The following is an 18,849-nucleotide window of genomic DNA, read 5'->3' as shown; positions in this document are numbered from 1 at the left end:
TCCCGTTCCTTCGGACAGGGAGCGATGACTAGATCAGACCCTGTCGTTCAATACTGTCGATCAATGAGAATGCGACCGGCCGATGCCGGTGACCGCCTCATTGTTTTTGCCGGCCAGCGCCGCCCGCTGCCCGGGACTGACCGCCAATACGGTACTGTTCGAGCATCTTTGCGCGCTTCACTACACCCTCACCCGCCTGCCCTGCAAGCACTGCGGCATGGATAAAAGCATTCTGGCCCATCAGGCCTTCCATTTCGCTCTCCGAGAAGAGACGGAAGGAAGGTATCTCCTCCTCGGTCTCCATTCCGAGGTGCCAGGCCTTGCGGGCCTGGTCGATTTTCCGGACGCCGTCATCCGCTGCATCAGTCGCATGGAACACCGCAAGGGCTGCCCCGCTTCTGACCGCGGCATCCACTTTCGAGGACCCGCTGACGAACTGGCCGGCTTTCCGCGCCATGTTCATCATCTGCATCAATTGCGCCGAGAGCAGCCGGTCGACGCTTGCGCCGAGATCGTCTGCCGCCTTCACATCCATTTTCAGCGCGCGGGCGAAGAGTTTCTTCGCCACTGCCCTGTCGACCAGCGACCGGTCGATCTTCACCCAGCATCCGCGTCCCGGAAGCTCGCGCTTCAAATCGGCGACAACGGTTCCATCGGGAGCGGCAACGAAGCGGATCAACTCTTCCGGCGATCCGCTTTCGCGCGTCACGATGCACATGCGTCCGTTCACGTCATAACCTGCAAGATCGTCGTCCTCGTCAGGAGCGTCCGGCTCATGCGCGGTCATCATGCTTCTTGTTCGGCTTCGGCGACCTCTTCTTCTGTCCCCTTCGCCAGGTCCTCTTCGGTGATCCAGCCAGCCGACAGGCGGGCCTGGACGATCATCTGCTCGGCTTCGACTCGCGAGACGTCGAATTTCGAGAACAGGCCTTCGAACTTCTTCGTTTCGCCGTTTTTGCGTTCCGTCCAGCCGACGAGATCGTCAGCGGCGCAACCGGCAAAGTCCTCGATCGTCTTGATGCCGTCTTCGCCGAGCGCCACCATCATCTGGGCGGTCATGCCGTCGATTTCGCGCAGCTCGTCCTGAACGCCGAGCGCCTTGCGCTTCTCGTCCATCTCAGCTTCGAGACGCTCGAGGAACTCGCGGGCGCGCTGCTGGATTTCCTGCGCCGTCTCTTCGTCGAAACCGTCGATCGAGGAGATTTCGTCGAGATCGACATAAGCCAGTTCTTCGACCGCGGCAAAGCCTTCGGAGGCCAGAACCTGGCCGACCATTTCGTCGACGTCGAGCGAATCCATGAACAGGTTGGTGCGCTCGTTGAATTCCTTCTGGCGGCGTTCCGATTCCTCGGCCTCCGTCATGATGTCGATGTCCCAGCCGGTCAGCTGCGAGGCGAGGCGGACGTTCTGGCCGCGGCGGCCGATCGCAAGCGACAGCTGCTCGTCGGGAACGACGACTTCGATACGCTCGGCATCCTCGTCGAGAACGACCTTGGCGACTTCGGCCGGCTGCAGGGCGTTGACGACGAAGGTCGCCGGGTCTTGGCTCCACGGAATGATGTCGATCTTCTCGCCCTGAAGCTCGCCGACGACGGCCTGAACGCGCGAACCGCGCATACCGACGCAGGCGCCGACCGGATCGATCGAACTGTCGTTCGAGATCACCGCGATCTTGGCGCGCGAGCCCGGATCGCGGGCGACCGACTTCACCTGGATGATGCCGTCGTAGATTTCAGGCACTTCCATGGTGAACAGCTTCACCATGAACTGCGGATGCGTGCGCGACAGGAAGATCTGCGGGCCGCGCTGTTCGCGACGGACGTCATAGACGTAGGCACGGACGCGATCGCCATAGCGGACGTTTTCGCGCGGGATCATTTCGTCGCGGCGGATAATGCCTTCGCCACGGCCGAGATCGACGATGACGTTGCCGTATTCGACGCGCTTGACCGTGCCGTTGACGATTTCGCCGACACGATCCTTGAATTCGTCGAACTGGCGGTCGCGCTCGGCTTCACGCACCTTCTGCACGATCACCTGCTTGGCGGACTGTGCGGCGATGCGGCCGAAATCCATCGGCGGCAGCGGATCGGCGATGAAATCGCCGAGTGCAGCGTCCGGGTTGCGGTCGCGAGCAAGCTCCAGCGGGATCTGCGTCGAATAATCCTCGGCCTTGTCGACGACTTCGAGCAGGCGCTGCAGACGGATTTCGCCGGTCTTCGGATTGATGTCGGCCCGGATGTTGGACTCGGTGCCGTAACGGGAGCGTGCCGCCTTCTGTATGGCGTCGGCCATTGCGGCCAGCACGATCTCGCGGTCGATGACCTTTTCGCGCGCCACTGCATCTGCGATCTGCAGAAGTTCGAGCCGGTTCGCACTGACTGCCATTGTCTTGTTTCTCCGTCTTAACCCCGGGGTTCCCGTCCCTGGAGCGGTCTGTTGATCGGTTATTCCTGGTCGTCCGCTTCGTTCTGGTTGGCGGCCTGGGCTTTCGCCAGCTTGTCGGCGCGCAACGCATCGCGGATCAGGTCGTCGGTCAGAATGAGCTTCGCATCGCTAAGCGCCGTGAAGGGAATGGTGACCTTTTGCTCTTCCCCATAAGCGACCTGGTCACGCTCCAGCGTGAAACCATCCACGCCTGCTTCGACTATCTTGCCGCGGAAGCGCTTGCGATTGTCGATCAGGATCGACGTCTCGCATTTCACAAGGTGGCCTTGCCAGCGGACGAAGTCGGATTTCCGAACCATCGGACGGTCGATGCCGGGCGACGACACTTCGAGATGATACTCTTTATCGATCGGATCTTCCACATCGAGGACGGGAGAAATCGCCATTGAGATTTCTTCGCAGTCCTGAACCGTCATCGTCCCGTCGTTGCGCTCGGCCATCACCTGCATCGTCGCGCCGTTCTGGTTCAGCATACGGACGCGGATCAACCGAAAGCCCAGGCCGACGAGGACGGGTTCGATGATATCGGCAAGACGCTGGTCAAGCCCGGTTTCGGTAATCAGCCGCGGCTCAAGTTCGTTGTCTGCGTTTGTCATGTCCGACAAGCGATGCGCTCCTCGCAATTTCATGCTGTTTAGGCGATCGCGCTAATAAAAAAGAGCGGGTCCTTGCGGCCCACTCTTCATCAAGCGATCAAGAATTTGAGAGCCATATAGTCGGGTTTTTCCGAAATTGCAAGGTCTGCGACCGATTCGGCCAATTCGCTTCCGGCGAGGTGACGAGACCTATGGCCGGCGCCGGTCTTGCGCATATATTGCCGTGGGCGCGCAACAACAAAAGCGGGAGAAATCGTGGCCTACACTTCGTCGACATTGGCGCCTTTGCGGCACGATACCTACCGCACCATCTGGTTCGCCAGCCTGTCCTCGAATTTCGGCGGCCTGATCCAGGCGGTCGGTGCCGCCTGGATGATGACGACGATCACCGCCTCCGAGGACATGGTCGCGCTGGTACAGACCTCGACGGCGCTGCCGATCATGCTGTTTTCGCTGATCTCGGGCGCGCTCGCCGACAATTACGACCGCCGCCGGGTGATGCTGACGGCGCAGTGTATGATGCTGACGGTCTCGGCGCTGCTGACGGCCACTGCCCTTCTCGGCTGGATCACGCCCTGGTTGCTGCTCTTCTTCACTTTCCTGATCGGCTGCGGCACCGCGCTCAATAACCCTTCCTGGCAGGCCTCGGTCGGCGACATGGTGCCGCGCGCCGATCTGCCGGGCGCCGTCACGCTGAACAGCATGGGTTTCAACATTACCCGCAGCGTCGGCCCGGCAATCGGCGGCGTCATCGTCGCCGCAGCCGGCGCGGCCGCGGCCTTCGCGGTGAACACCGTGAGCTACCTCGCTTTGATCTATGCCCTGCTGCGCTGGCGCCCGAGCACGCCGGTCTCGACCTTGCCGCGCGAGGCGCTCGGCAGCGCCATCTTCGCCGGCCTGCGGTATGTCTCGATGTCGCCCAATCTCGAAAAGGTTCTCCTCCGGGGCCTGCTCTTCGGCATCGGCGCCAGCTCGATCCTGGCGCTGCTGCCGGTCGTGGCACTCGATCTCGTCGGCGGCGGCCCGCTGACCTATGGTTTCATGCTCGGTGCCTTCGGCATCGGCGCGATCGGCGGCGCGGTGCTGAATGCGCGGCTGCGCCAGATGCTGTCCAGCGAGATGATCATCCGCCTGGCCTTTACCGGCTTCGCCCTGAGTGCCGTCATCGCCGCCTTCAGCCCAAACGCGGTGCTCACCTCGGCCGGGCTGCTCGTCTCCGGCGCCTGCTGGGTCTCCGCACTGTCGCTTTTCAACACCATCGTCCAGCTCTCGACGCCGCGCTGGGTGGTGGGACGCGCGCTGTCGCTCTACCAGACCGTAACCTTCGGCGGCATCGCCGGCGGCAGCTGGCTCTGGGGTGTGGCCGCCGATCGCTACGGCGTCGCCGACGCGCTGCTGATGTCGTCGGTCGTCATGCTGCTCGGCATCGTTATCGGCCTGCGCTTTTCCATGCCGGCCTTCGCCTCGCTCAATCTCGATCCGCTGAACCGCTTCACCGAGCCGGCTCTCAGTCTCGACATCACCCCGCGCAGCGGCCCGATCGTCATCCAGGTCGATTACGAGATCGGAGATGACGACCTTGCCGAATTCATGCAACTGATGGGCGAACGCCGCCGTATCCGCATCCGCGACGGCGCCCGCAACTGGGCGCTGATGCGCGATCTCGAAAATCCCGGGCTTTGGACGGAAACCTACCATACGCCGACCTGGGTCGAATACATAAGACACAACCAGCGGCGCACGCAGGCCGATGCCGAAAACACCGACAGGCTTCGTGCGCTTCATCGCGGCGAAGGTCCGCTGCATGTCCACCGCATGATCGAACGCCAGGCCATTCCACCCGGCGACGACGTCTTCCACAAGGCGCCGATCGATCTGCATCATTGAGGTGAGTCATGTATAATTTCAGGCTTGCCCGCCAGTCCGATCTCGGCACCATCGTCCGGCTGCTGGCCGATGACGATCTCGGTGGCACCAGAGAGATAATCTCTGATGCCGTCGATCCGCGTTACCTCTCGGCCTTTGCCGCGATCGAGGCGGATGCCAATCAGCTTCTGGCCGTTGCAATCGACGCTTCCGATCGGGTTGTCGGCTGCCTGCAGCTGAGCTTCATCCCCGGCCTGTCGAGGACGGGCATGTGGCGCGGCCAGATTGAAAGCGTGCGCGTCGCAAGCGATCTTCGCGGCTCGGGCCTCGGCTCCGCATTCATCGAATGGGCGGTCGGCCAATGCGCCGCGCGCGGCTGCGGCCTGGTGCAGCTGACAACGGACAAGACGCGGGCGGATTCGATCCGCTTCTACGAGAAGCTCGGCTTCGTCGCGAGCCATGAAGGGCTGAAGCGCAATCTCTGAACGCTACTTGAGCTTGCCCTTCATCGTGGCTTCGGGAAAGCAGGTCGGCTTCATGCCGTTCTTCGCCTGCCACTGGCCGATCGAACGCCGGGTTTTGTAGCCCGGCAGGCCGTCGGAACCGCCGACATCATAGCCCTGCCGTTCCAGCGCCTTCTGCATGGCGGCGACATCCGAGCGCAGCATCTTGCCGACATCGCCCCATCGGCCCTCAAAGGCGCCGCCATTCGAGCCGATCCGGTCGGCGAGATTGCCGATATAGAGCGCGTAGAGATCGGAATTGTTATATTCCTTGATGATGTAGAAATTCGGCGTGACGATGAACTCAGGCCCGTCGCGGCCCGCCGGAACCAGCATCATGCCCTCGGCTTTCATCTCGCTTGAGGGGAAATCCTTGCCGGAGATGCGGCCGATGCCGAGCGAGGCCCAGTGCGACAGCGGCTTTGCGAGATCCGGCCCTTCCTGCGCGCAGGAGACCGCCTCCGGTATCGACACCTCGAAGCCCCAGTCGCGGTCGCGCTGCCAGCCCTTCTTGACCAGGAAATTGGCGATCGAAGCGAGCGTATCCGGCACCGAGGTCCAGATATTGCGATGGCCGTCGCCGTCGAAATCCACGGCATATTTCAGGTAGCTCGTCGGCATGAATTGCGGCTGCCCGAGCGCGCCGGCCCACGAACCCTTGAAATCTGACGGTCTCACGTCGCCGCCGTCGAGAATATGCAGCGCCGCCACCAGTTCGGTGCGGAACATCTCCTTGCGCGTCGACATGAAGGCCTTGGTCGCCAGCACCTCGATTGCCGAATTCGGGATCTTCGCGGCGCCAAAGCCCGTCTCCCGGCCCCAGATAGCCAGCACGATCGGCCCCGGCACGCCATAGGTCTTTTCGATGCGCTTTAGCGTCGAGCCGTATTGCGCGGCAAAGCCGCGGCCGGTTGCGGCAAGCCTCTTCAGATGGTCCTCGTTGAAATAGGGGCCGGGCGAGGAAAACTCCGCCTGCGTCTGCTTCTGCTCCTTCGGCGGCGGGAAGCCGGGCGGGGCGAGATCGGGTAGGTTCCAGTTCAGCGTGATGCCGGAGAAGGCGGCCTTGAAGCTCTTCTCGGAAATCCCGTTCGCCTTCGCCTCTGGCCAGAGGTCATTCTGCACCCACGTCTCGAACTGCGCCTCGACATCGGCTTTTGAAGGGGTCGCGTGTGCGGAGAGCGGGAGGAGGGCGGTTGTTATCGCAAGCGCGAATATCCGCAGAAAATGAAACCCTCTCATATCACCGTCCGTGCCCGAAGTGCTGCGGCAAGCGTGCCCTCGTCGAGATAGTCGAGCTCGCCGCCGACCGGCACGCCATGCGCCAGGCGGGTGATCTTCACGTTCAGCCCCTGCAGCTGGTCGGTGATGTAATGCGCCGTCGTCTGCCCCTCGACGGTGGCGTTGACCGCGATGATCAGTTCCCGGATGCCGCCTTCGCCGATCCGGTCGATCAGCCCGCGAATATTCAGATCGTCGGGGCCGATCCCGTCGAGCGGCGACAGCGTGCCGCCGAGCACATGATAGGCGGCGTTCATCGCGCCTGCCCGCTCCAGCGCCCAGAGGTCCGATACGTCCTCGACGACGATGATGATGGATTGATCGCGCTGCGTGTCGGTGCAGACGGTGCAGGGATCGACGGTATCGACATTGCCGCAGCGCGAGCAGATCTTCACCTTGTCGTAAGCCTCGCCCATCGCATTCGACAGCGGCCCCAGCAGCTGGTCCTTCTTCTTGATCAGATGCAGTGCCGCCCGGCGCGCCGAGCGCGGCCCGAGGCCCGGCACCTTCGCCAGAAGCTGGATGAGTTTTTCGATTTCGGGGCCGGTGACTCGTTTTGCCATGCGCCGTTCTTAGCTGATATGCAACGAAAACGGAATCGCGGAAGGATCGGCCGTCCCATGAAAATCCTGGCGCTGTGCATCGGCAATCCGCAAAGGCTGGCCGGCAAGAGCTACAAGACCGGCATCTTCAAACACGCCGTCAACGGCGCGGTGATGATCGATGCCGAGGGGCTGGTCGGTGATGCGATCTGCAACCGCAAACATCATGGCGGCGTCGATCAGGCTGTTTATATCGAGGGATCGCTGACGCTCGACTGGTGGAGCAGCGAGCTTGGCCGGCCATACGAACCCGGCACTTTCGGCGAAAACATGGTGATCTCAGATCTCGACAATCGCGCCGTTTCCGTCGGCGACCGTTTCATATCAGGCGATCTCGTCCTTGAAGTCAGCGCATGCCGTATCCCCTGCGCCACCTTCGCCGCCAGGATGAACGATCCGCAATTCGTCAAGCGCTATACCATCGCCGCGCGCCCCGGCATCTATTGCCGGGTCGTCACGGGTGGCGTGGCCGAAGCCGGGACGCCGGTGGAATATCAGCGTTTTCCCGGAGAAAGGCTGACGATGCCGGAGCTGATGGAAACCGTCGGCCGGCCGCTTTCCGAGGCGGACCGAGCGCGATACCTCGCAGCCCCTATTCATTACAAGTTGCGGGCAATGCTGGAAGCGCAGCGCTAAGCCGCGTTGAAAATACGAAAGACCGAATTGCCTGCTATCAGAACGGCAGCTTGAAGCCGGGCGGGATCGGCAGGCCGGCGGTCAGCGCCTTGGTCTTTTCGGCGGCGAGCGCTTCGGCCTTGTCCTTGGCGTCCTTATGGGCGGCAACGATCAGGTCCTCGAGGATCTCGACATCGTCTTCCTTGAACAGCGACGGGTCGATCTTCAGGCTCTTCAGCTCGCCCTTGCCGGAGATGACGACGGCAACGAGGCCGCCGCCCGCCTTGCCTTCGGCCGTGAGCTCGGCGATCTCCGCCTGCATCTGCTCCATCTTGGCTTGCATTTCCTTGACTTTGCCCATCATGCCCATGATGTCGCGCATCGTCTCGCTCCTTCTTGAAATCAGAATTCTATGTCGTCGCCGGGCAGGATATCACCATCTTCTGATTCGGCGGCGGCAGGCGGGGTCGCCTCTTCGGCTTCTTCCTCCGGCGTCGGCGCCCTTACGCGCACGTCGATGATCTTGGCGCCCGGAAACTGTGCAAGGATCGCTGCGACATCAGGGTCCTGGCGTGCATCGCTGACGCGTTGTTGCTGAGCCTTGGCTTCCGCCTCCACCATCGTCGGCCCACCTTCTTCGCGGCTGGTGCTGACGATCCAGTGGATGCCCGTCCATTCCTTGAGTTTGACGGCAAGCTCGTTCAGCAGCGTGCCTGGTGCGCCCTCCGTGAGGTTCACATCGAGCCGGCCGGGCTCGATGCGGACGGGCCGCACGAAGTTGCGTACCAGCGCCTTCAGCTTGACATCCCGCTTCTCGGCGGCGAGGTCGACAATATCGCCGATCGAATTGACCGGGACGAGCGACTTCGGTGTCTCAGCCGGCTTCGTCTCGATCCGCCCGACAGGCATCGTCTCGGGCTGGCTGCTCGGCACGGCGCGCAGCATCGCCGCCGGCGCGGACGCCTGTGGCTTGCCAGGTGCGATTTCCGGCGCGCGTGCCGCGACGCTGCTTTGATAGGGAACGCGCGTGCCGCTGCCGCCGCCATTGCCGGAAGGCGAGGAGGAGGGCCGCGGGCCGGCATTGTCGCCGGAAAATTCGCCAAGCCGCCGCGCCGCATCCTCGGGCGCCGGCAGGTGCGCGGCATGCGTGAGGCGGATCAGCACCATTTCGGCCGCGCCCGCCGTCCGCGAGGAGCCTTCCGTTTCCGGAATGCCCTTCAGCAGCATCTGCCAGATGCGCGACAGCGTCGTGACCGCAACGCCCTTGGCGAACTCCGCCGCCTTGGTGCGCTCGATTTCGCTAAGCGACGGGTCGTTTGCCGCATCCGGCACATATTTCAGCCGCGTCACCAGATGGGTGAAATCGGCAAGATCGGTGAGCACCACCACCGGATTGGCGCCGGCCTCGTACTGGCTCTGGAATTCGCCGAGGGCTGCGGCGACGTCACCCTTGACGACATGCTGGAAGAGATCGACGATCCGGGCACGGTCGGCAAGGCCAAGCATCCCGCGCACGGCTTCCGCCTGCACGACACCCGCGCCATGAGCGATCGCCTGATCGAGCAGCGACAGCCCGTCGCGCGCCGAGCCTTCGGCGGCCCGTGCGATCATCGCCAGCGCGTCCGGTTCGGCCTCGATGCCTTCCTTGGCGGCGATTGTCGAAAACAACCCGACAAGATCCGACGCGCTGATGCGGCGCAGGTCGAAACGCTGGCAGCGCGACAGCACGGTGATCGGCACCTTGCGGATTTCGGTGGTGGCGAAGATGAATTTCACATGCTCCGGCGGCTCTTCCAGCGTCTTCAGCAACCCGTTGAAGGCCTGCGTCGACAGCATGTGCACTTCATCGATGATATAGACTTTGTAGCGCGCCGAAACCGGCCGGTAGCGCACCTGCTCGATGATTTCTCTTATATCGTCGATGCCGGTATGGGAGGCCGCATCCATTTCGATCACATCGACATGCCGGCCTTCCATGATCGCCTGGCAATGTTCGCCGGGCGTGCGAAGGTCGATCGTCGGCTTGTCGACATCGGATGTCTTGTAATTCAGCGCCCGCGCCAGGATGCGCGCCGTCGTCGTCTTGCCGACGCCGCGCACGCCGGTCAGCATATAGGCCTGTGCTATGCGGCCGGTTTCGAAGGCGTTGGTCAAGGTGCGGACCATCGGCTCCTGGCCGACCATCAGGTCCGTGAAATCCTTGGGGCGGTATTTGCGAGCCAGCACCCGGTATCCGGTGCCCGTCGAGGCGGCATCTTTTGATTGTCGCTCGGTGTCGCTCATCGCCCTGCTTGTCGCCCGGATCGTCGGGCACTTCGTGGAGAGAAGGTGGGAGGCTGGCACGATGACCCGTGCCGGGCTCGTTAGGGCTGCTTCCTTCCGGACCTGACCCGGTTGGCGAGTGGCTCGTCCACCACCAACCTCCCGGATGCACATATCGGCAATATCGTCATCAAAAGCAAGCCAACATGATAAAAAACTGCTAGTCGTTGGAAAAGACAGGAGGAATGCCCTTGAACGGCTATAAGCTCGACCCGCGGCTGGAAAACGACAGCACAAGCGTCATGATCACCGGCCTCTGTGATCTCAGATTGTCGAGGGATGCCCGCTGGCCCTGGCTCATTCTCGTGCCGCGCCGGGCTGAAATCACCGAGATCTTCGAGCTGACGCCGCTCGACCAGGTGCTGCTTGCCTTCGAGACCGAGCTCACCGCCAAGGCGCTGAAGCAGGTGACCGGTGCAGCAAAAATCAATGTCGGGGCTCTTGGCAATATCGTCCGCCAGCTTCATGTTCATGTCATTGCCCGCTTCGAAGGCGATGCCAACTGGCCGGGTCCCGTCTGGGGCTTCGGGCAGGCGGAGCCCTACGAAGACGGAAAGAGAGACGAATTTACAGCGAAGCTGCGGGAAGCCCTTTCATCATGAGTCATTCGCTTTTCGATTCGGATGTGCCGCATCCCGAACCCAGCAATCTCACGGCTTTTGCCGCCAACGACCTCAACCGCGATTCCGAGCATCGCGACGAACACTCCGTCGAAAAGGCGCTGGCGAGGGAAGGCACCCATATCTTCGCCTTCGCTGGGGACAAGCTGGTGCTGAAGCATGACGGCCAGGTGCTCGATCCGCTCTTTGCTCGCTACGAACTGCAGGAATTGCAGCCGGATTGGGACGAGACCGTGCTTCTCGGCTATCGCAAATCAGGCGAGCCCCGGCTTGCCGTTCCCGTCGGCATCGACGTCGACGATCTCACAAGCCATTACAAGCCTGCCGACGGCCGCACGCTGTTTCGCGAAATGCTGATCGACGAGGTGCTGCTCGGCGAATTCGCCCAGGCCGCGAGTCTCATCCGCTGGAATGGCGACAACCGCTTCTGCGGCCGCTGCGGCTCGGCGATGGAGATTCACATCGGCGGTTACAAGCGTGTCTGCGCCGCCTGCGAACACATGATCTTCCCGCGCACCGACCCCGTCGTCATCATGCTGACCATCGACGAGAGCCGCGACCTCTGCCTGCTCGGACGCAGCCCGCATTTCGCGCCCGGCATGTATTCCTGTCTTGCAGGCTTCGTCGAACCCGGCGAGACCATCGAAAACGCCGTGCGCCGCGAAACGCTGGAGGAATCGGGCATCCGCACTGGCCGCATCCGCTACCACGCCTCGCAGCCCTGGCCGATGCCGCATTCGCTGATGATCGGCTGTTACGCCGAGGCCAAATCCACCGAAATCACCCGCGACGAGACGGAGTTGGAAGATTGCCGCTGGTTCACCCGCGAGGAAACGATCGAGATGCTGGAACGCCCCAGCGCGACAGGCAAGGCCTCGCCGCCGAAAGGGGCGATAGCCCACCGCCTGATGCGCGACTGGGTGGAGTGGAAGCGGTAACGCCATGCCGGTGGCGCGCTCGGAACGGCTGCTGACGCTGCTGCAGACGCTTCGGCGTTACCGGCGGCCGGTGACCGGTATCGTGCTTGCCGAGGAAACCGGCGTCAGCCTGCGCACGCTCTATCGCGATATTGCCAGCCTGCAGGCCCAGGGGGCGATGATCGAAGGCGAAGCCGGTATCGGCTACGTGCTGAAGCCCGGCTTCATGCTGCCGCCGATGATGTTTTCCGAAGAGGAGCTGGAGGCGTTGGTCCTCGGCTCGCGCTGGGTCGCCCGCGCCGCCGAGCCGCGTCTCGCCGGTGCCGGCGCCGATGCGCTGGCCAAGATTGCCGCGGTGCTGCCGGCCGATCTGCGGGACATGATCGATTCGGCCGCCCTTTTTGTCGGCCCCAAGCGCCGGGACGAGGACAAGGCTGACGTTTCGGCCATCCGCCGGGCGATCCGCCTCGAGCGTATTCTCGAACTGCATTACGGTGACGAACAGGGCCGGATCTCACGCCGCCGCGTCTGGCCTTTCGCACTTGGCTATTTCGAGCATGTGCGCGTCCTCATGGCCTGGTGCGAACTGCGCCAGGACTTCCGCCATTTCCGCACCGACCGCATTATCGACATGACGCTGCATGAGGTGCGCTATCCGCGCCGCCGAACGGTTCTCCTCAAGGAATGGCGCGAGCAGGACGTGCCGCTCGAGAACTAAAACGCTGCTGCCATAAACTGTCAGCAGTCGGCGTTATTATCAGTACCAATCCACCAGGAAGGAGTACTGATCATGGCAATGCCTCCCGCCATCCATTTCGCCAACGAGCGTTTTACAGCTGAGACCTTTGCCGATGTCATTTCGGCCGAAACTTTTGCCGACGTCGGCCAATCGGCGCGCTCCGGCTTGCTGGGATGGGTCATGGGCTTTGTCCGGAATCCCGGGGGAAACCGCCCGAAACTCGATCCTGAAACGACACCGGATTCCTTGAAGCGTGACCTCGGCTTCCTGGACGGGCGCGGTCCGCGCCGCGGGGATCGTTTTCCGCTCTAAATCACTTCGTCACCATTGACATTCCACCCGACGAACGGGGCGCCGCAGTCGCTGCGCCTCCACGTCCTGCTGCCATCCATTGGCAGCAGTCGGGCCCGTCGTCCTTACCATTTCAAATCAACGGGAGAACCGAAATGACCAGCCCGAACCTGATTATCCTCTACGTCAAGGACCCCGGCGAAAGCGCCAGGTTCTACCGCAACCTCCTGAACCGCGAACCAGCCGTGGAAGCGCCGAATTTTGTCGCCTTTCCGCTCGAGGGCGGCTTCACCCTCGGCCTCTGGCGGCGCAGCAAGGTCGAGCCGCAGCCTTCCGCCATCGGGAACCGCGGCGAAGTGGCCTTCATGGTCAAGGGGGAAAACGCCGTTGCCAATCATTACGAGGACTGGCGCGGTCGCGGCCTGCCGATCGCTCAGGAACTGACCGAACTGGATTTCGGCCCGACCTTCGTCGTGCTCGATCCGGACGGTCATCGCCTGCGCGTCTGCGAGCCGGACAAATAGTAGCTGATGTCGAGGCCTCCGATGCATTTGCCCGGAACTGCGTAGCGCTTCCGGGCACATGCATAGAACGTGGCAGCGCTTCCGGGCACATGCATAGAACTAAGAGCTACAGCAGGCCTCGCATCGCATGCCCCTTGTAGACGCCGAGGATGCGCACCTTCTCGGAGAAGAACCGCAGTTCTTCTAATGCCCGGCGCACGTTCGGATCGTTCGGGTGGCCCTCGATATCGGCGTAGAACTGCGTCGCCACAAATCTGCCGCCGAGCTGATAGCTTTCCAGCTTCGTCATGTTGATGTTGTTGGTGGCGAACCCGCCAAGCGCCTTATAGAGCGCGGCCGGAATGTTGCGGACGTTGAAGACGAAGGTGGTGACAACCTTTTCATCAGCCGAATTCCGTTGCGCCCATTCCTCATCGCGCGACAGCACGACGAAGCGGGTGACGTTGTTTTCCGTATCCTCGACATTTTCGGCGATGATCTCGAGCCCGTAGAGATCGGCCGCAAGGCGTGGCGCCAAGGCGGCCATCGAACGGTCGCCGGTTTCCTTCACGAGCTTTGCTGCGCCGGCCGTATCGCCGGCGATGACAGGCTTCCAGCCGTTAGCGCGGACGATCTTGCGGCACTGGCCGAGCGCGTGGATATGGCTGTGCACCGTGCGGATCTCGTCCTTGGTCACCCCCGGCAGCACCATCAGCTGGAAGCGGATCGGCATGAAATATTCGCCGATGATGTGCAGCCGCGATTCCGGCAGCAGATGGTGGATATCGGCGACGCGTCCGGCGATCGTGTTCTCGATCGGGATCATCCCGATATCGGCGTCGCCATTGTCGACCGCCGTGAACGCATCCTCGAAAGTCTGGCAGGGCAGCGGCTCCATGGTCGGAAACATGTCCCGGCTGGCCATGTCGGAATTGGCGCCGAATTCGCCCTGGAAGGCGATCCTGTTGGTCTTGATGTTCATGATAGTTCCGTCAGTTCGACTTTGCGGAGAGGATGCGCCGCGCTTTTTCGAGGTCGGCGGGAGTATCGACACCGAGCGGAACCGTGTCAACGATCTCGGCGTCGATGCGCATGCCGGCCTCCAGCGCCCGCAGCTGCTCCAGCGCTTCGCGCCTTTCGAGCGTCGAAGGCCCGAGTGAGACGAACCGTTCCAGCGCCGCGCGTCGATAGGCGTAAAGGCCGATATGATGGTAGAGCGGCCCCTTGCCGTAAGGTGCGGTCGCACGCGTGAAATAGAGCCCGCGCAGTCGGGTGTCGGAAACGGGCGAGCCGACGACCTTGACGATGTGCGGCGCGGTTTTGTCCTCTTCATTGTCGATTTCTGTCGTCAGCGTGCCGATATCGACCGCCTCGTTCTCGAGAGGGCGCAAAGCCGCGCGCACGGTTTCCGGATCGATCGTCGGCAGATCGCCCTGGACGTTGACGATGAATTTTGCCTTGCCGGCAGGATCGACTTTCTGCAGCGCCTCAAAGATCCGATCGGAACCCGATTGATGATCGCTGCTGGTCATGACGACTTCGAAGCCGGCGGCAGAAACCGCATCGAACACCCTGATGTCGTCGACGGCGACGACGACGCGGCCGATGGCTGCCTCTTGGGCGCGCATCGCCACCTGGACGATCATCGGCAGCCCGCAAATATCGGCGAGCGGCTTGCCCGGAAGCCGGGTGGACGCCATCCGCGCCGGGATCAATACGAGCACGCCGTCTAAATTTGAATCACTCATTGGTCGGGCCTTCTATTCCGGGCTGAAAAGTGTCAAAAAGTCTCACGCACAAGACCATTTAGACAGTTGCAACGATCAGCCAAAAGACATAGGTTCCGCGCGATTTCAAGATGGTCCGGTTTATGGTCTGCCGGCTGCAAGGGGAGCATTGCAGATGAATTCATACGTCAATACGGCCGTGGGGGCACTGCTCGGAACGATTTTCGTTCTGATGTCGGTCTCCATCGCGTCCGAAGGGATCTTCCATTCCGAAGCACCGGAAAAGGAAGGTTTCGCGATCGTTGCCGAAGAGGCGCCCGCCGCTGGTGGCGAAGCTGCGCCTGCCGCTGCTGCGTTCCGATCGCGCAATTGCTCGCTTCTGCCGATGCCAAGGCCGGTGAAACGGTCTTCAAGAAGTGTCAGGCCTGTCATGACGGCACCAAAGGGGGACCGAACAAGGTCGGTCCCAACCTCTTTGGTGTCGTAGATCGCCCAATCGCCACGCATGAGGGCTTCGCCTATTCCGCTGCCATGAAAGATTTCTCCAAGGGCGGCAGCGAAAAGTGGACTTTCGAATTCCTCAACAAGTTCCTGACGGCGCCTAAGAAGGATGTTCCCGGCACGGCGATGGGCTTTGCCGGTCTGGCGAAGGATCAGGACCGCGCCAACGTCATCCTCTACCTGCACACGCTCGCCGATTCGCCGGTGCCGCTGCCGGACCCGAACACCGCGACGCAGTGACGCGGACGGAATGATCGCATCTCATGGAAGCCCGGCCCGCGAAGCCGGGCTTTTTGCTATGCGGAGGGCCGTTTAGGCACCTAGGAAATAGGCCCAGAGTGAGACCGTGATGGCGCCGAGCGCCGTCGTCACGGTGATCGTCGAGGCAGCAATGCTATGGCCGACGCCGAATCGGTTGGCGATCAGCCAGGCGTTGACGCCTGTGGGCACCGAGGATGTCAGCACGATCGCCGCCGTCCATTCCGGGCTGAGGCCGAGGAGATGGCTTGCCGCCCACACGCAGCCGGGCAGCAGCAGCAGCTTCAAGCTCGATGTGACGCTGGCGATGCCGAGATTGCCGGAAATGCCGTATTTCTCCAGCGCCATGCCGAGCGAGATCAGTGCCGCCGGGCCGGCAATGCCGGCGATCTGCTTGACGACAGTTGCCAGCGTTACCGGCATGGTGAGGCCGGAAAGATGCATCGCCATGCCGGCCGCAAGCCCGATCACCAGCGGGTTGCGCACGAGATTGACGGCGATCTGGCGAAGCACCAGCACCATGCTGCGATCGCTCTTGCCGGCGATCTTGCGCTCGGCATGCTCCATCAGCACCGTGCCGGCGACCATCATCACCGGCAGATGCACGGCAAGCAGGATCGACAGCGCCACCAGCCCTTCGTCGCCGACGGTGCGCTCGACGAGCGGCAGGCCGATGAAGATATTATTGGCGAAAGCCGAGGAAACGCCGGCCAGCACGCCGATCCGTTCGTCGCGGCCGAAGAGGCGCGTGGCGGCGATATGGCCGGTCGCCCAGGTAATGGCAACGCCGGAGAAATAGACGATCCACAGCCGGAAAGGCGAGGCGCCGTGAAAATCCGCCTCGGCGATGGTGCGGAAGAGCAACAGCGGCACGGCGATCTTGAAGACGAATTCGCTGAGCGCTTCACCGACATTCGATGCCATCAAGCCGCTGCGGACGATCACCCAGCCGATGAGGATCAGGATGAAGATGGGAAGAACGTCGAGAATGATGGCTGACATGGGGGAGGCTGCTTTGCGCGGGGGGAGTGTCGCACCTCTACCGCATAATTCCTTAAATCGGAATCGATTTAAGGATAAATTATGCAGCACTTGAAAATGCTGCAGCAGCAAACGGCTTGGATTGAAAAGCCGATCGCCGCCGATCCGGCAGCATCCGGGAAACAAAAAAAGCGGGCACAGCCCGCTTTTCCGCTCCGGCTTTGCCGGAGCGATCGCGAAGCTGCCAGTTCATCCGTGGTCAGCATCGCGCCGGTAAGATCGAAGGGTTCATCCTTCGTGCGTCCGGCTGCAACTGAAAGCTGCTCATGCCGGTCTTCTCGCGACCATTTCTAGATTTCGAAAATGACAGCGGCATGACGAACAGGCGGCAGTTTTGCGAAGAAATAGATGCGCCATCCACCATTTATCCTTCCAAACGGCGGAAATTTCGCTAAGACCGAACCCCGGCTATCACAAATCCGGGACTCCCCATTTCATGACAAGATTCGATGTTCTGACAGTCGGCAACGCAATCGTGGACATCATTGCCCGTTGCGACGACCAGTTCCTCATTGACAACCAGATCACCAAGGCGGCGATGAACCTCATCGATGCCGAGCGGGCCGAACTGTTGTATTCGCGCATGGGGCCGGCGCTCGAAGCCTCCGGTGGCAGCGCCGGCAATACGGCTGCGGGCGTTGCCAGCCTCGGCGGCAAGGCCGCCTATTTCGGCAATGTCGCCGCCGATCAGCTGGGCGACATCTTCACGCACGACATCCGCGCCCAGGGCGTCCACTACCAAACGAAGCCTAAAGGCACCTTCCCGCCGACGGCGCGCTCGATGATCTTCGTCACCGAGGATGGCGAGCGTTCGATGAATACCTATCTCGGCGCCTGCGTCGAGCTCGGGCCGGAGGACGTCGAGGCCGATGTCGTGGCCGACGCCAAGGTCACCTATTTCGAAGGTTACCTCTGGGATCCGCCGCGCGCCAAGGAAGCGATCCTCGATTGTGCCCGTATTGCCCATGAAAACGGCCGGGAAGTGTCGATGACGCTGTCCGATAGCTTCTGCGTCGGCCGCTATCGCGGTGAATTCCTCGATCTGATGCGCTCCGGCAAGATCGATATCGTCTTCGCCAATCGCCAGGAAGCGCTGTCGCTCTACGAAACTGACGATTTCGAAGAGGCGCTGAACAGGATCGCCGCCGATTGCAAGATCGCCGCCGTGACCGTGAGCGAGGATGGCGCCGTCATCCTTCAGGGCCGCGAGCGCTATTACGTCGATGCGATCAGGATCAGGGAAGTCGTGGATACGACGGGCGCCGGCGATCTCTTCGCCTCCGGCTTTCTCTATGGCTATACACAGGGACGCTCTCTAGAGGATTGCGGCAAGCTCGGCTGCCTCGCCGCCGGCATCGTGATCCAGCAGATCGGCCCGCGCCCGATGACCTCGCTGTCCGAGGCCGCCAAACAGGCTGGGCTTATTTGAAGGCTTCGCCGGGATAGGCGCCCCAGATCTCCGACTGCGCCACCCAACCGGAGGCGCCGTCGGTTTCGGCGCGGCACCAGTCGCCGTTGCATTCGCCGATCGTCAGCATCACACCGGGTTCCAGCTTGGCAACGATCGACGCGGAGGGCTGCGCCTCGCGGCGCAGATTGACGAAGACACCCTTGGCCTTCGTCTTCATCCATGGAGCGGCGATCGCCGCCCGCTGGCCTGACAGCAGCGATTGGTTGACCCAGCCTTCGGTGCCGTCTGCATCGCGGATGCGGCGCCAATTGTCGTATTCCTGGATGATCTCCACCGGCAATCCGGATTTCAGATACATCCACGAAACCGCATAATCCGTTCCCGGGCCGATGCGCAGGTTGACGCGCTTGGATTTCAGCGTGACGAAACGCGGCAATGGCAGCCCGCTTGGCCCCTTGGCGGCCTGCGCATGGGCCAATTCGACGGTTCCCAGGGATGCGGCCAGAGCGATGGCAAGGGCAAGGCAGGACTTCAGGACTTTGCTGCGCATGGAAGTTTCCGTTTGCTCGAATTCGCGGGCAGGCCCGGCCTGTTCGCGGTCCGGGCTCTGA

Annotated in this window: 21 protein-coding genes, 1 other RNA gene and 1 pseudogene; 11 read left to right on the top strand and 12 right to left on the bottom strand. The window is 62.2% G+C overall.

The features are described from left to right. Positions 1-97: 97 nt before the first annotated feature. The 3 genes from ACS4RS_RS07140 to rimP are packed head-to-tail and all read right to left on the bottom strand — an operon-like array spanning position 98 to position 3,053. Positions 98-790, bottom strand: coding sequence for an RNA-binding protein (locus ACS4RS_RS07140; protein WP_449313929.1), 693 nt, complete (start codon positions 788-790; stop codon positions 98-100). Then, positions 787-2,388 (bottom strand): transcription termination factor NusA, encoded by a 1,602-nt coding sequence (nusA, locus tag ACS4RS_RS07135; RefSeq protein ID WP_097628405.1) that lies wholly within the window; start codon positions 2,386-2,388, stop codon positions 787-789. Before nusA ends, ACS4RS_RS07140 begins: the two co-directional genes overlap by 4 nt. Positions 2,389-2,447: 59 nt before the next feature. After that, positions 2,448-3,053, bottom strand: a complete 606-nt coding sequence (rimP, locus tag ACS4RS_RS07130; protein ID WP_283196874.1) for a ribosome maturation factor RimP — start codon at positions 3,051-3,053, stop codon at positions 2,448-2,450. A 198-nt stretch (positions 3,054-3,251) separates the two neighbouring features. Here rimP and ACS4RS_RS07125 point away from each other — a divergent pair, with 198 nt between their 5' ends. Then, positions 3,252-4,931: an MFS transporter gene (locus ACS4RS_RS07125; protein WP_449313928.1), complete on the top strand. Its 1,680-nt coding sequence runs from the start codon at positions 3,252-3,254 to the stop codon at positions 4,929-4,931. 8 nt (positions 4,932-4,939) lie between these two features. Then, positions 4,940-5,395, top strand: a complete 456-nt coding sequence (locus ACS4RS_RS07120) for a GNAT family N-acetyltransferase (protein WP_439011540.1) — start codon at positions 4,940-4,942, stop codon at positions 5,393-5,395. A gap of 3 nt (positions 5,396-5,398) precedes the next feature. Here ACS4RS_RS07120 and ACS4RS_RS07115 read toward each other — a convergent pair whose 3' ends face one another. Further along, entirely contained in the window at positions 5,399-6,652 is a 1,254-nt protein-coding gene (locus tag ACS4RS_RS07115; protein WP_439011541.1) for a lytic murein transglycosylase, read from the bottom strand. Further along, entirely contained in the window at positions 6,649-7,254 is a 606-nt protein-coding gene (gene recR / locus ACS4RS_RS07110; protein WP_012559493.1) for a recombination mediator RecR, read from the bottom strand. Before recR ends, ACS4RS_RS07115 begins: the two co-directional genes overlap by 4 nt. Before the next feature lie 18 nt (positions 7,255-7,272). Here recR and ACS4RS_RS07105 point away from each other — a divergent pair, with 18 nt between their 5' ends. Further along, the gene (locus ACS4RS_RS07105; RefSeq protein ID WP_439011542.1) at positions 7,273-7,929 is read left to right on the top strand and encodes an MOSC domain-containing protein; all 657 of its coding nucleotides are present in this window, start codon (positions 7,273-7,275) and stop codon (positions 7,927-7,929) included. A 37-nt stretch (positions 7,930-7,966) separates the two neighbouring features. On the opposite strand, the gene ACS4RS_RS07100 is transcribed toward ACS4RS_RS07105, so the two are convergent. From ACS4RS_RS07100 to ffs, 3 genes are all read right to left on the bottom strand, one after another. Continuing rightward, a complete protein-coding gene (locus ACS4RS_RS07100; RefSeq protein WP_003555794.1) occupies positions 7,967-8,290 on the bottom strand; it encodes a YbaB/EbfC family nucleoid-associated protein in 324 nt (107 codons plus the stop codon). Between the two features lie 20 nt (positions 8,291-8,310). After that, positions 8,311-10,191, bottom strand: a complete 1,881-nt coding sequence (locus ACS4RS_RS07095; protein WP_439011543.1) for a DNA polymerase III subunit gamma/tau — start codon at positions 10,189-10,191, stop codon at positions 8,311-8,313. Positions 10,192-10,236: 45 nt separating this feature from the next. Next, an RNA gene (ffs, locus tag ACS4RS_RS07090) (signal recognition particle sRNA small type) lies at positions 10,237-10,333 on the bottom strand. An 88-nt stretch (positions 10,334-10,421) separates the two neighbouring features. On the opposite strand from ffs, the gene ACS4RS_RS07085 reads away from it, so the two are divergent. The 5 genes from ACS4RS_RS07085 (at position 10,422) to ACS4RS_RS07065 (ending at position 13,321) form a co-directional block, all read left to right on the top strand. Next, on the top strand, positions 10,422-10,832 hold the full coding sequence (locus tag ACS4RS_RS07085) for an HIT domain-containing protein (protein WP_439011544.1): 411 nt from the start codon (positions 10,422-10,424) through the stop codon (positions 10,830-10,832). Next, entirely contained in the window at positions 10,829-11,788 is a 960-nt protein-coding gene (nudC, locus tag ACS4RS_RS07080; RefSeq protein ID WP_439011545.1) for an NAD(+) diphosphatase, read from the top strand. Before ACS4RS_RS07085 ends, nudC begins: the two co-directional genes overlap by 4 nt. 4 nt (positions 11,789-11,792) lie before the next feature. Further along, complete coding sequence (locus ACS4RS_RS07075; RefSeq protein WP_439011546.1) at positions 11,793-12,485, top strand: HTH domain-containing protein; 693 nt, start codon at positions 11,793-11,795, stop codon at positions 12,483-12,485. Positions 12,486-12,557: 72 nt separating this feature from the next. Beyond that, entirely contained in the window at positions 12,558-12,818 is a 261-nt protein-coding gene (locus tag ACS4RS_RS07070) for a hypothetical protein (protein ID WP_439011547.1), read from the top strand. 134 nt (positions 12,819-12,952) lie between these two features. Beyond that, entirely contained in the window at positions 12,953-13,321 is a 369-nt protein-coding gene (locus tag ACS4RS_RS07065; RefSeq protein WP_449313927.1) for a VOC family protein, read from the top strand. Between the two features lie 106 nt (positions 13,322-13,427). Here the strand turns inward: ACS4RS_RS07065 and ACS4RS_RS07060 are convergent, their stop codons facing one another. Together ACS4RS_RS07060 and ACS4RS_RS07055 are read right to left on the bottom strand one after the other, a co-directional pair. Next, positions 13,428-14,282, bottom strand: coding sequence for a prephenate dehydratase (locus ACS4RS_RS07060; protein WP_207582420.1), 855 nt, complete (start codon positions 14,280-14,282; stop codon positions 13,428-13,430). A gap of 10 nt (positions 14,283-14,292) precedes the next feature. Beyond that, the gene (locus ACS4RS_RS07055; RefSeq protein ID WP_439011549.1) at positions 14,293-15,048 is read right to left on the bottom strand and encodes a 3-deoxy-manno-octulosonate cytidylyltransferase; all 756 of its coding nucleotides are present in this window, start codon (positions 15,046-15,048) and stop codon (positions 14,293-14,295) included. A 154-nt stretch (positions 15,049-15,202) separates the two neighbouring features. Between ACS4RS_RS07055 and ACS4RS_RS07050 the strand changes: the two are divergent. Beyond that, a pseudogene (locus ACS4RS_RS07050) lies at positions 15,203-15,768 on the top strand (c-type cytochrome). Positions 15,769-15,840: 72 nt separating this feature from the next. Here ACS4RS_RS07050 and ACS4RS_RS07045 read toward each other — a convergent pair. Beyond that, positions 15,841-16,788: an AEC family transporter gene (locus ACS4RS_RS07045; protein ID WP_003571195.1), complete on the bottom strand. Its 948-nt coding sequence runs from the start codon at positions 16,786-16,788 to the stop codon at positions 15,841-15,843. Positions 16,789-16,869: 81 nt separating this feature from the next. Here ACS4RS_RS07045 and ACS4RS_RS07040 point away from each other — a divergent pair, with 81 nt between their 5' ends. Continuing rightward, the gene (locus ACS4RS_RS07040) at positions 16,870-17,121 is read left to right on the top strand and encodes a hypothetical protein (protein WP_449313926.1); all 252 of its coding nucleotides are present in this window, start codon (positions 16,870-16,872) and stop codon (positions 17,119-17,121) included. Positions 17,122-17,263: 142 nt separating this feature from the next. Further along, a complete protein-coding gene (locus ACS4RS_RS07035; RefSeq protein WP_439011551.1) occupies positions 17,264-18,256 on the top strand; it encodes an adenosine kinase in 993 nt (330 codons plus the stop codon). Here ACS4RS_RS07035 and ACS4RS_RS07030 read toward each other — a convergent pair. Further along, positions 18,249-18,788: an SH3 domain-containing protein gene (locus ACS4RS_RS07030; RefSeq protein WP_439011552.1), complete on the bottom strand. Its 540-nt coding sequence runs from the start codon at positions 18,786-18,788 to the stop codon at positions 18,249-18,251. The genes ACS4RS_RS07035 and ACS4RS_RS07030 overlap by 8 nt on opposite strands. Positions 18,789-18,849: the final 61 nt, after the last annotated feature.

The sequence above is a fragment of the Rhizobium sp. F40D2 genome, assembly GCF_051810745.2.
Taxonomy (GTDB): domain Bacteria; phylum Pseudomonadota; class Alphaproteobacteria; order Rhizobiales; family Rhizobiaceae; genus Rhizobium.
Note: the sequence above shows the minus strand (reverse complement) of the source record. Positions and strands in the feature narration are given on the sequence as shown.

What these genes read in the sequence shown, in the direction of transcription:
- ACS4RS_RS07140 (WP_449313929.1), bottom strand. Translation starts at nt 790, where the DNA reads ATGATGACCGCGCATGAGCCGGACGCTCCTGACGAGGACGACGATCTT.
- nusA (WP_097628405.1), bottom strand. Translation starts at nt 2,388, where the DNA reads ATGGCAGTCAGTGCGAACCGGCTCGAACTTCTGCAGATCGCAGATGCA.
- ACS4RS_RS07120 (WP_439011540.1), top strand. Translation starts at nt 4,940, where the DNA reads ATGTATAATTTCAGGCTTGCCCGCCAGTCCGATCTCGGCACCATCGTC.
- ACS4RS_RS07115 (WP_439011541.1), bottom strand. Translation starts at nt 6,652, where the DNA reads ATGAGAGGGTTTCATTTTCTGCGGATATTCGCGCTTGCGATAACAACC.
- recR (WP_012559493.1), bottom strand. Translation starts at nt 7,254, where the DNA reads ATGGCAAAACGAGTCACCGGCCCCGAAATCGAAAAACTCATCCAGCTT.
- ACS4RS_RS07105 (WP_439011542.1), top strand. Translation starts at nt 7,273, where the DNA reads ATGCAACGAAAACGGAATCGCGGAAGGATCGGCCGTCCCATGAAAATC.
- ACS4RS_RS07100 (WP_003555794.1), bottom strand. Translation starts at nt 8,290, where the DNA reads ATGCGCGACATCATGGGCATGATGGGCAAAGTCAAGGAAATGCAAGCC.
- ACS4RS_RS07095 (WP_439011543.1), bottom strand. Translation starts at nt 10,191, where the DNA reads ATGAGCGACACCGAGCGACAATCAAAAGATGCCGCCTCGACGGGCACC.
- nudC (WP_439011545.1), top strand. Translation starts at nt 10,829, where the DNA reads ATGAGTCATTCGCTTTTCGATTCGGATGTGCCGCATCCCGAACCCAGC.
- ACS4RS_RS07075 (WP_439011546.1), top strand. Translation starts at nt 11,793, where the DNA reads ATGCCGGTGGCGCGCTCGGAACGGCTGCTGACGCTGCTGCAGACGCTT.
- ACS4RS_RS07070 (WP_439011547.1), top strand. Translation starts at nt 12,558, where the DNA reads ATGGCAATGCCTCCCGCCATCCATTTCGCCAACGAGCGTTTTACAGCT.
- ACS4RS_RS07065 (WP_449313927.1), top strand. Translation starts at nt 12,953, where the DNA reads ATGACCAGCCCGAACCTGATTATCCTCTACGTCAAGGACCCCGGCGAA.
- ACS4RS_RS07060 (WP_207582420.1), bottom strand. Translation starts at nt 14,282, where the DNA reads ATGAACATCAAGACCAACAGGATCGCCTTCCAGGGCGAATTCGGCGCC.
- ACS4RS_RS07055 (WP_439011549.1), bottom strand. Translation starts at nt 15,048, where the DNA reads ATGAGTGATTCAAATTTAGACGGCGTGCTCGTATTGATCCCGGCGCGG.
- ACS4RS_RS07045 (WP_003571195.1), bottom strand. Translation starts at nt 16,788, where the DNA reads ATGTCAGCCATCATTCTCGACGTTCTTCCCATCTTCATCCTGATCCTC.
- ACS4RS_RS07040 (WP_449313926.1), top strand. Translation starts at nt 16,870, where the DNA reads ATGCAGCACTTGAAAATGCTGCAGCAGCAAACGGCTTGGATTGAAAAG.
- ACS4RS_RS07035 (WP_439011551.1), top strand. Translation starts at nt 17,264, where the DNA reads ATGACAAGATTCGATGTTCTGACAGTCGGCAACGCAATCGTGGACATC.
- ACS4RS_RS07030 (WP_439011552.1), bottom strand. Translation starts at nt 18,788, where the DNA reads ATGCGCAGCAAAGTCCTGAAGTCCTGCCTTGCCCTTGCCATCGCTCTG.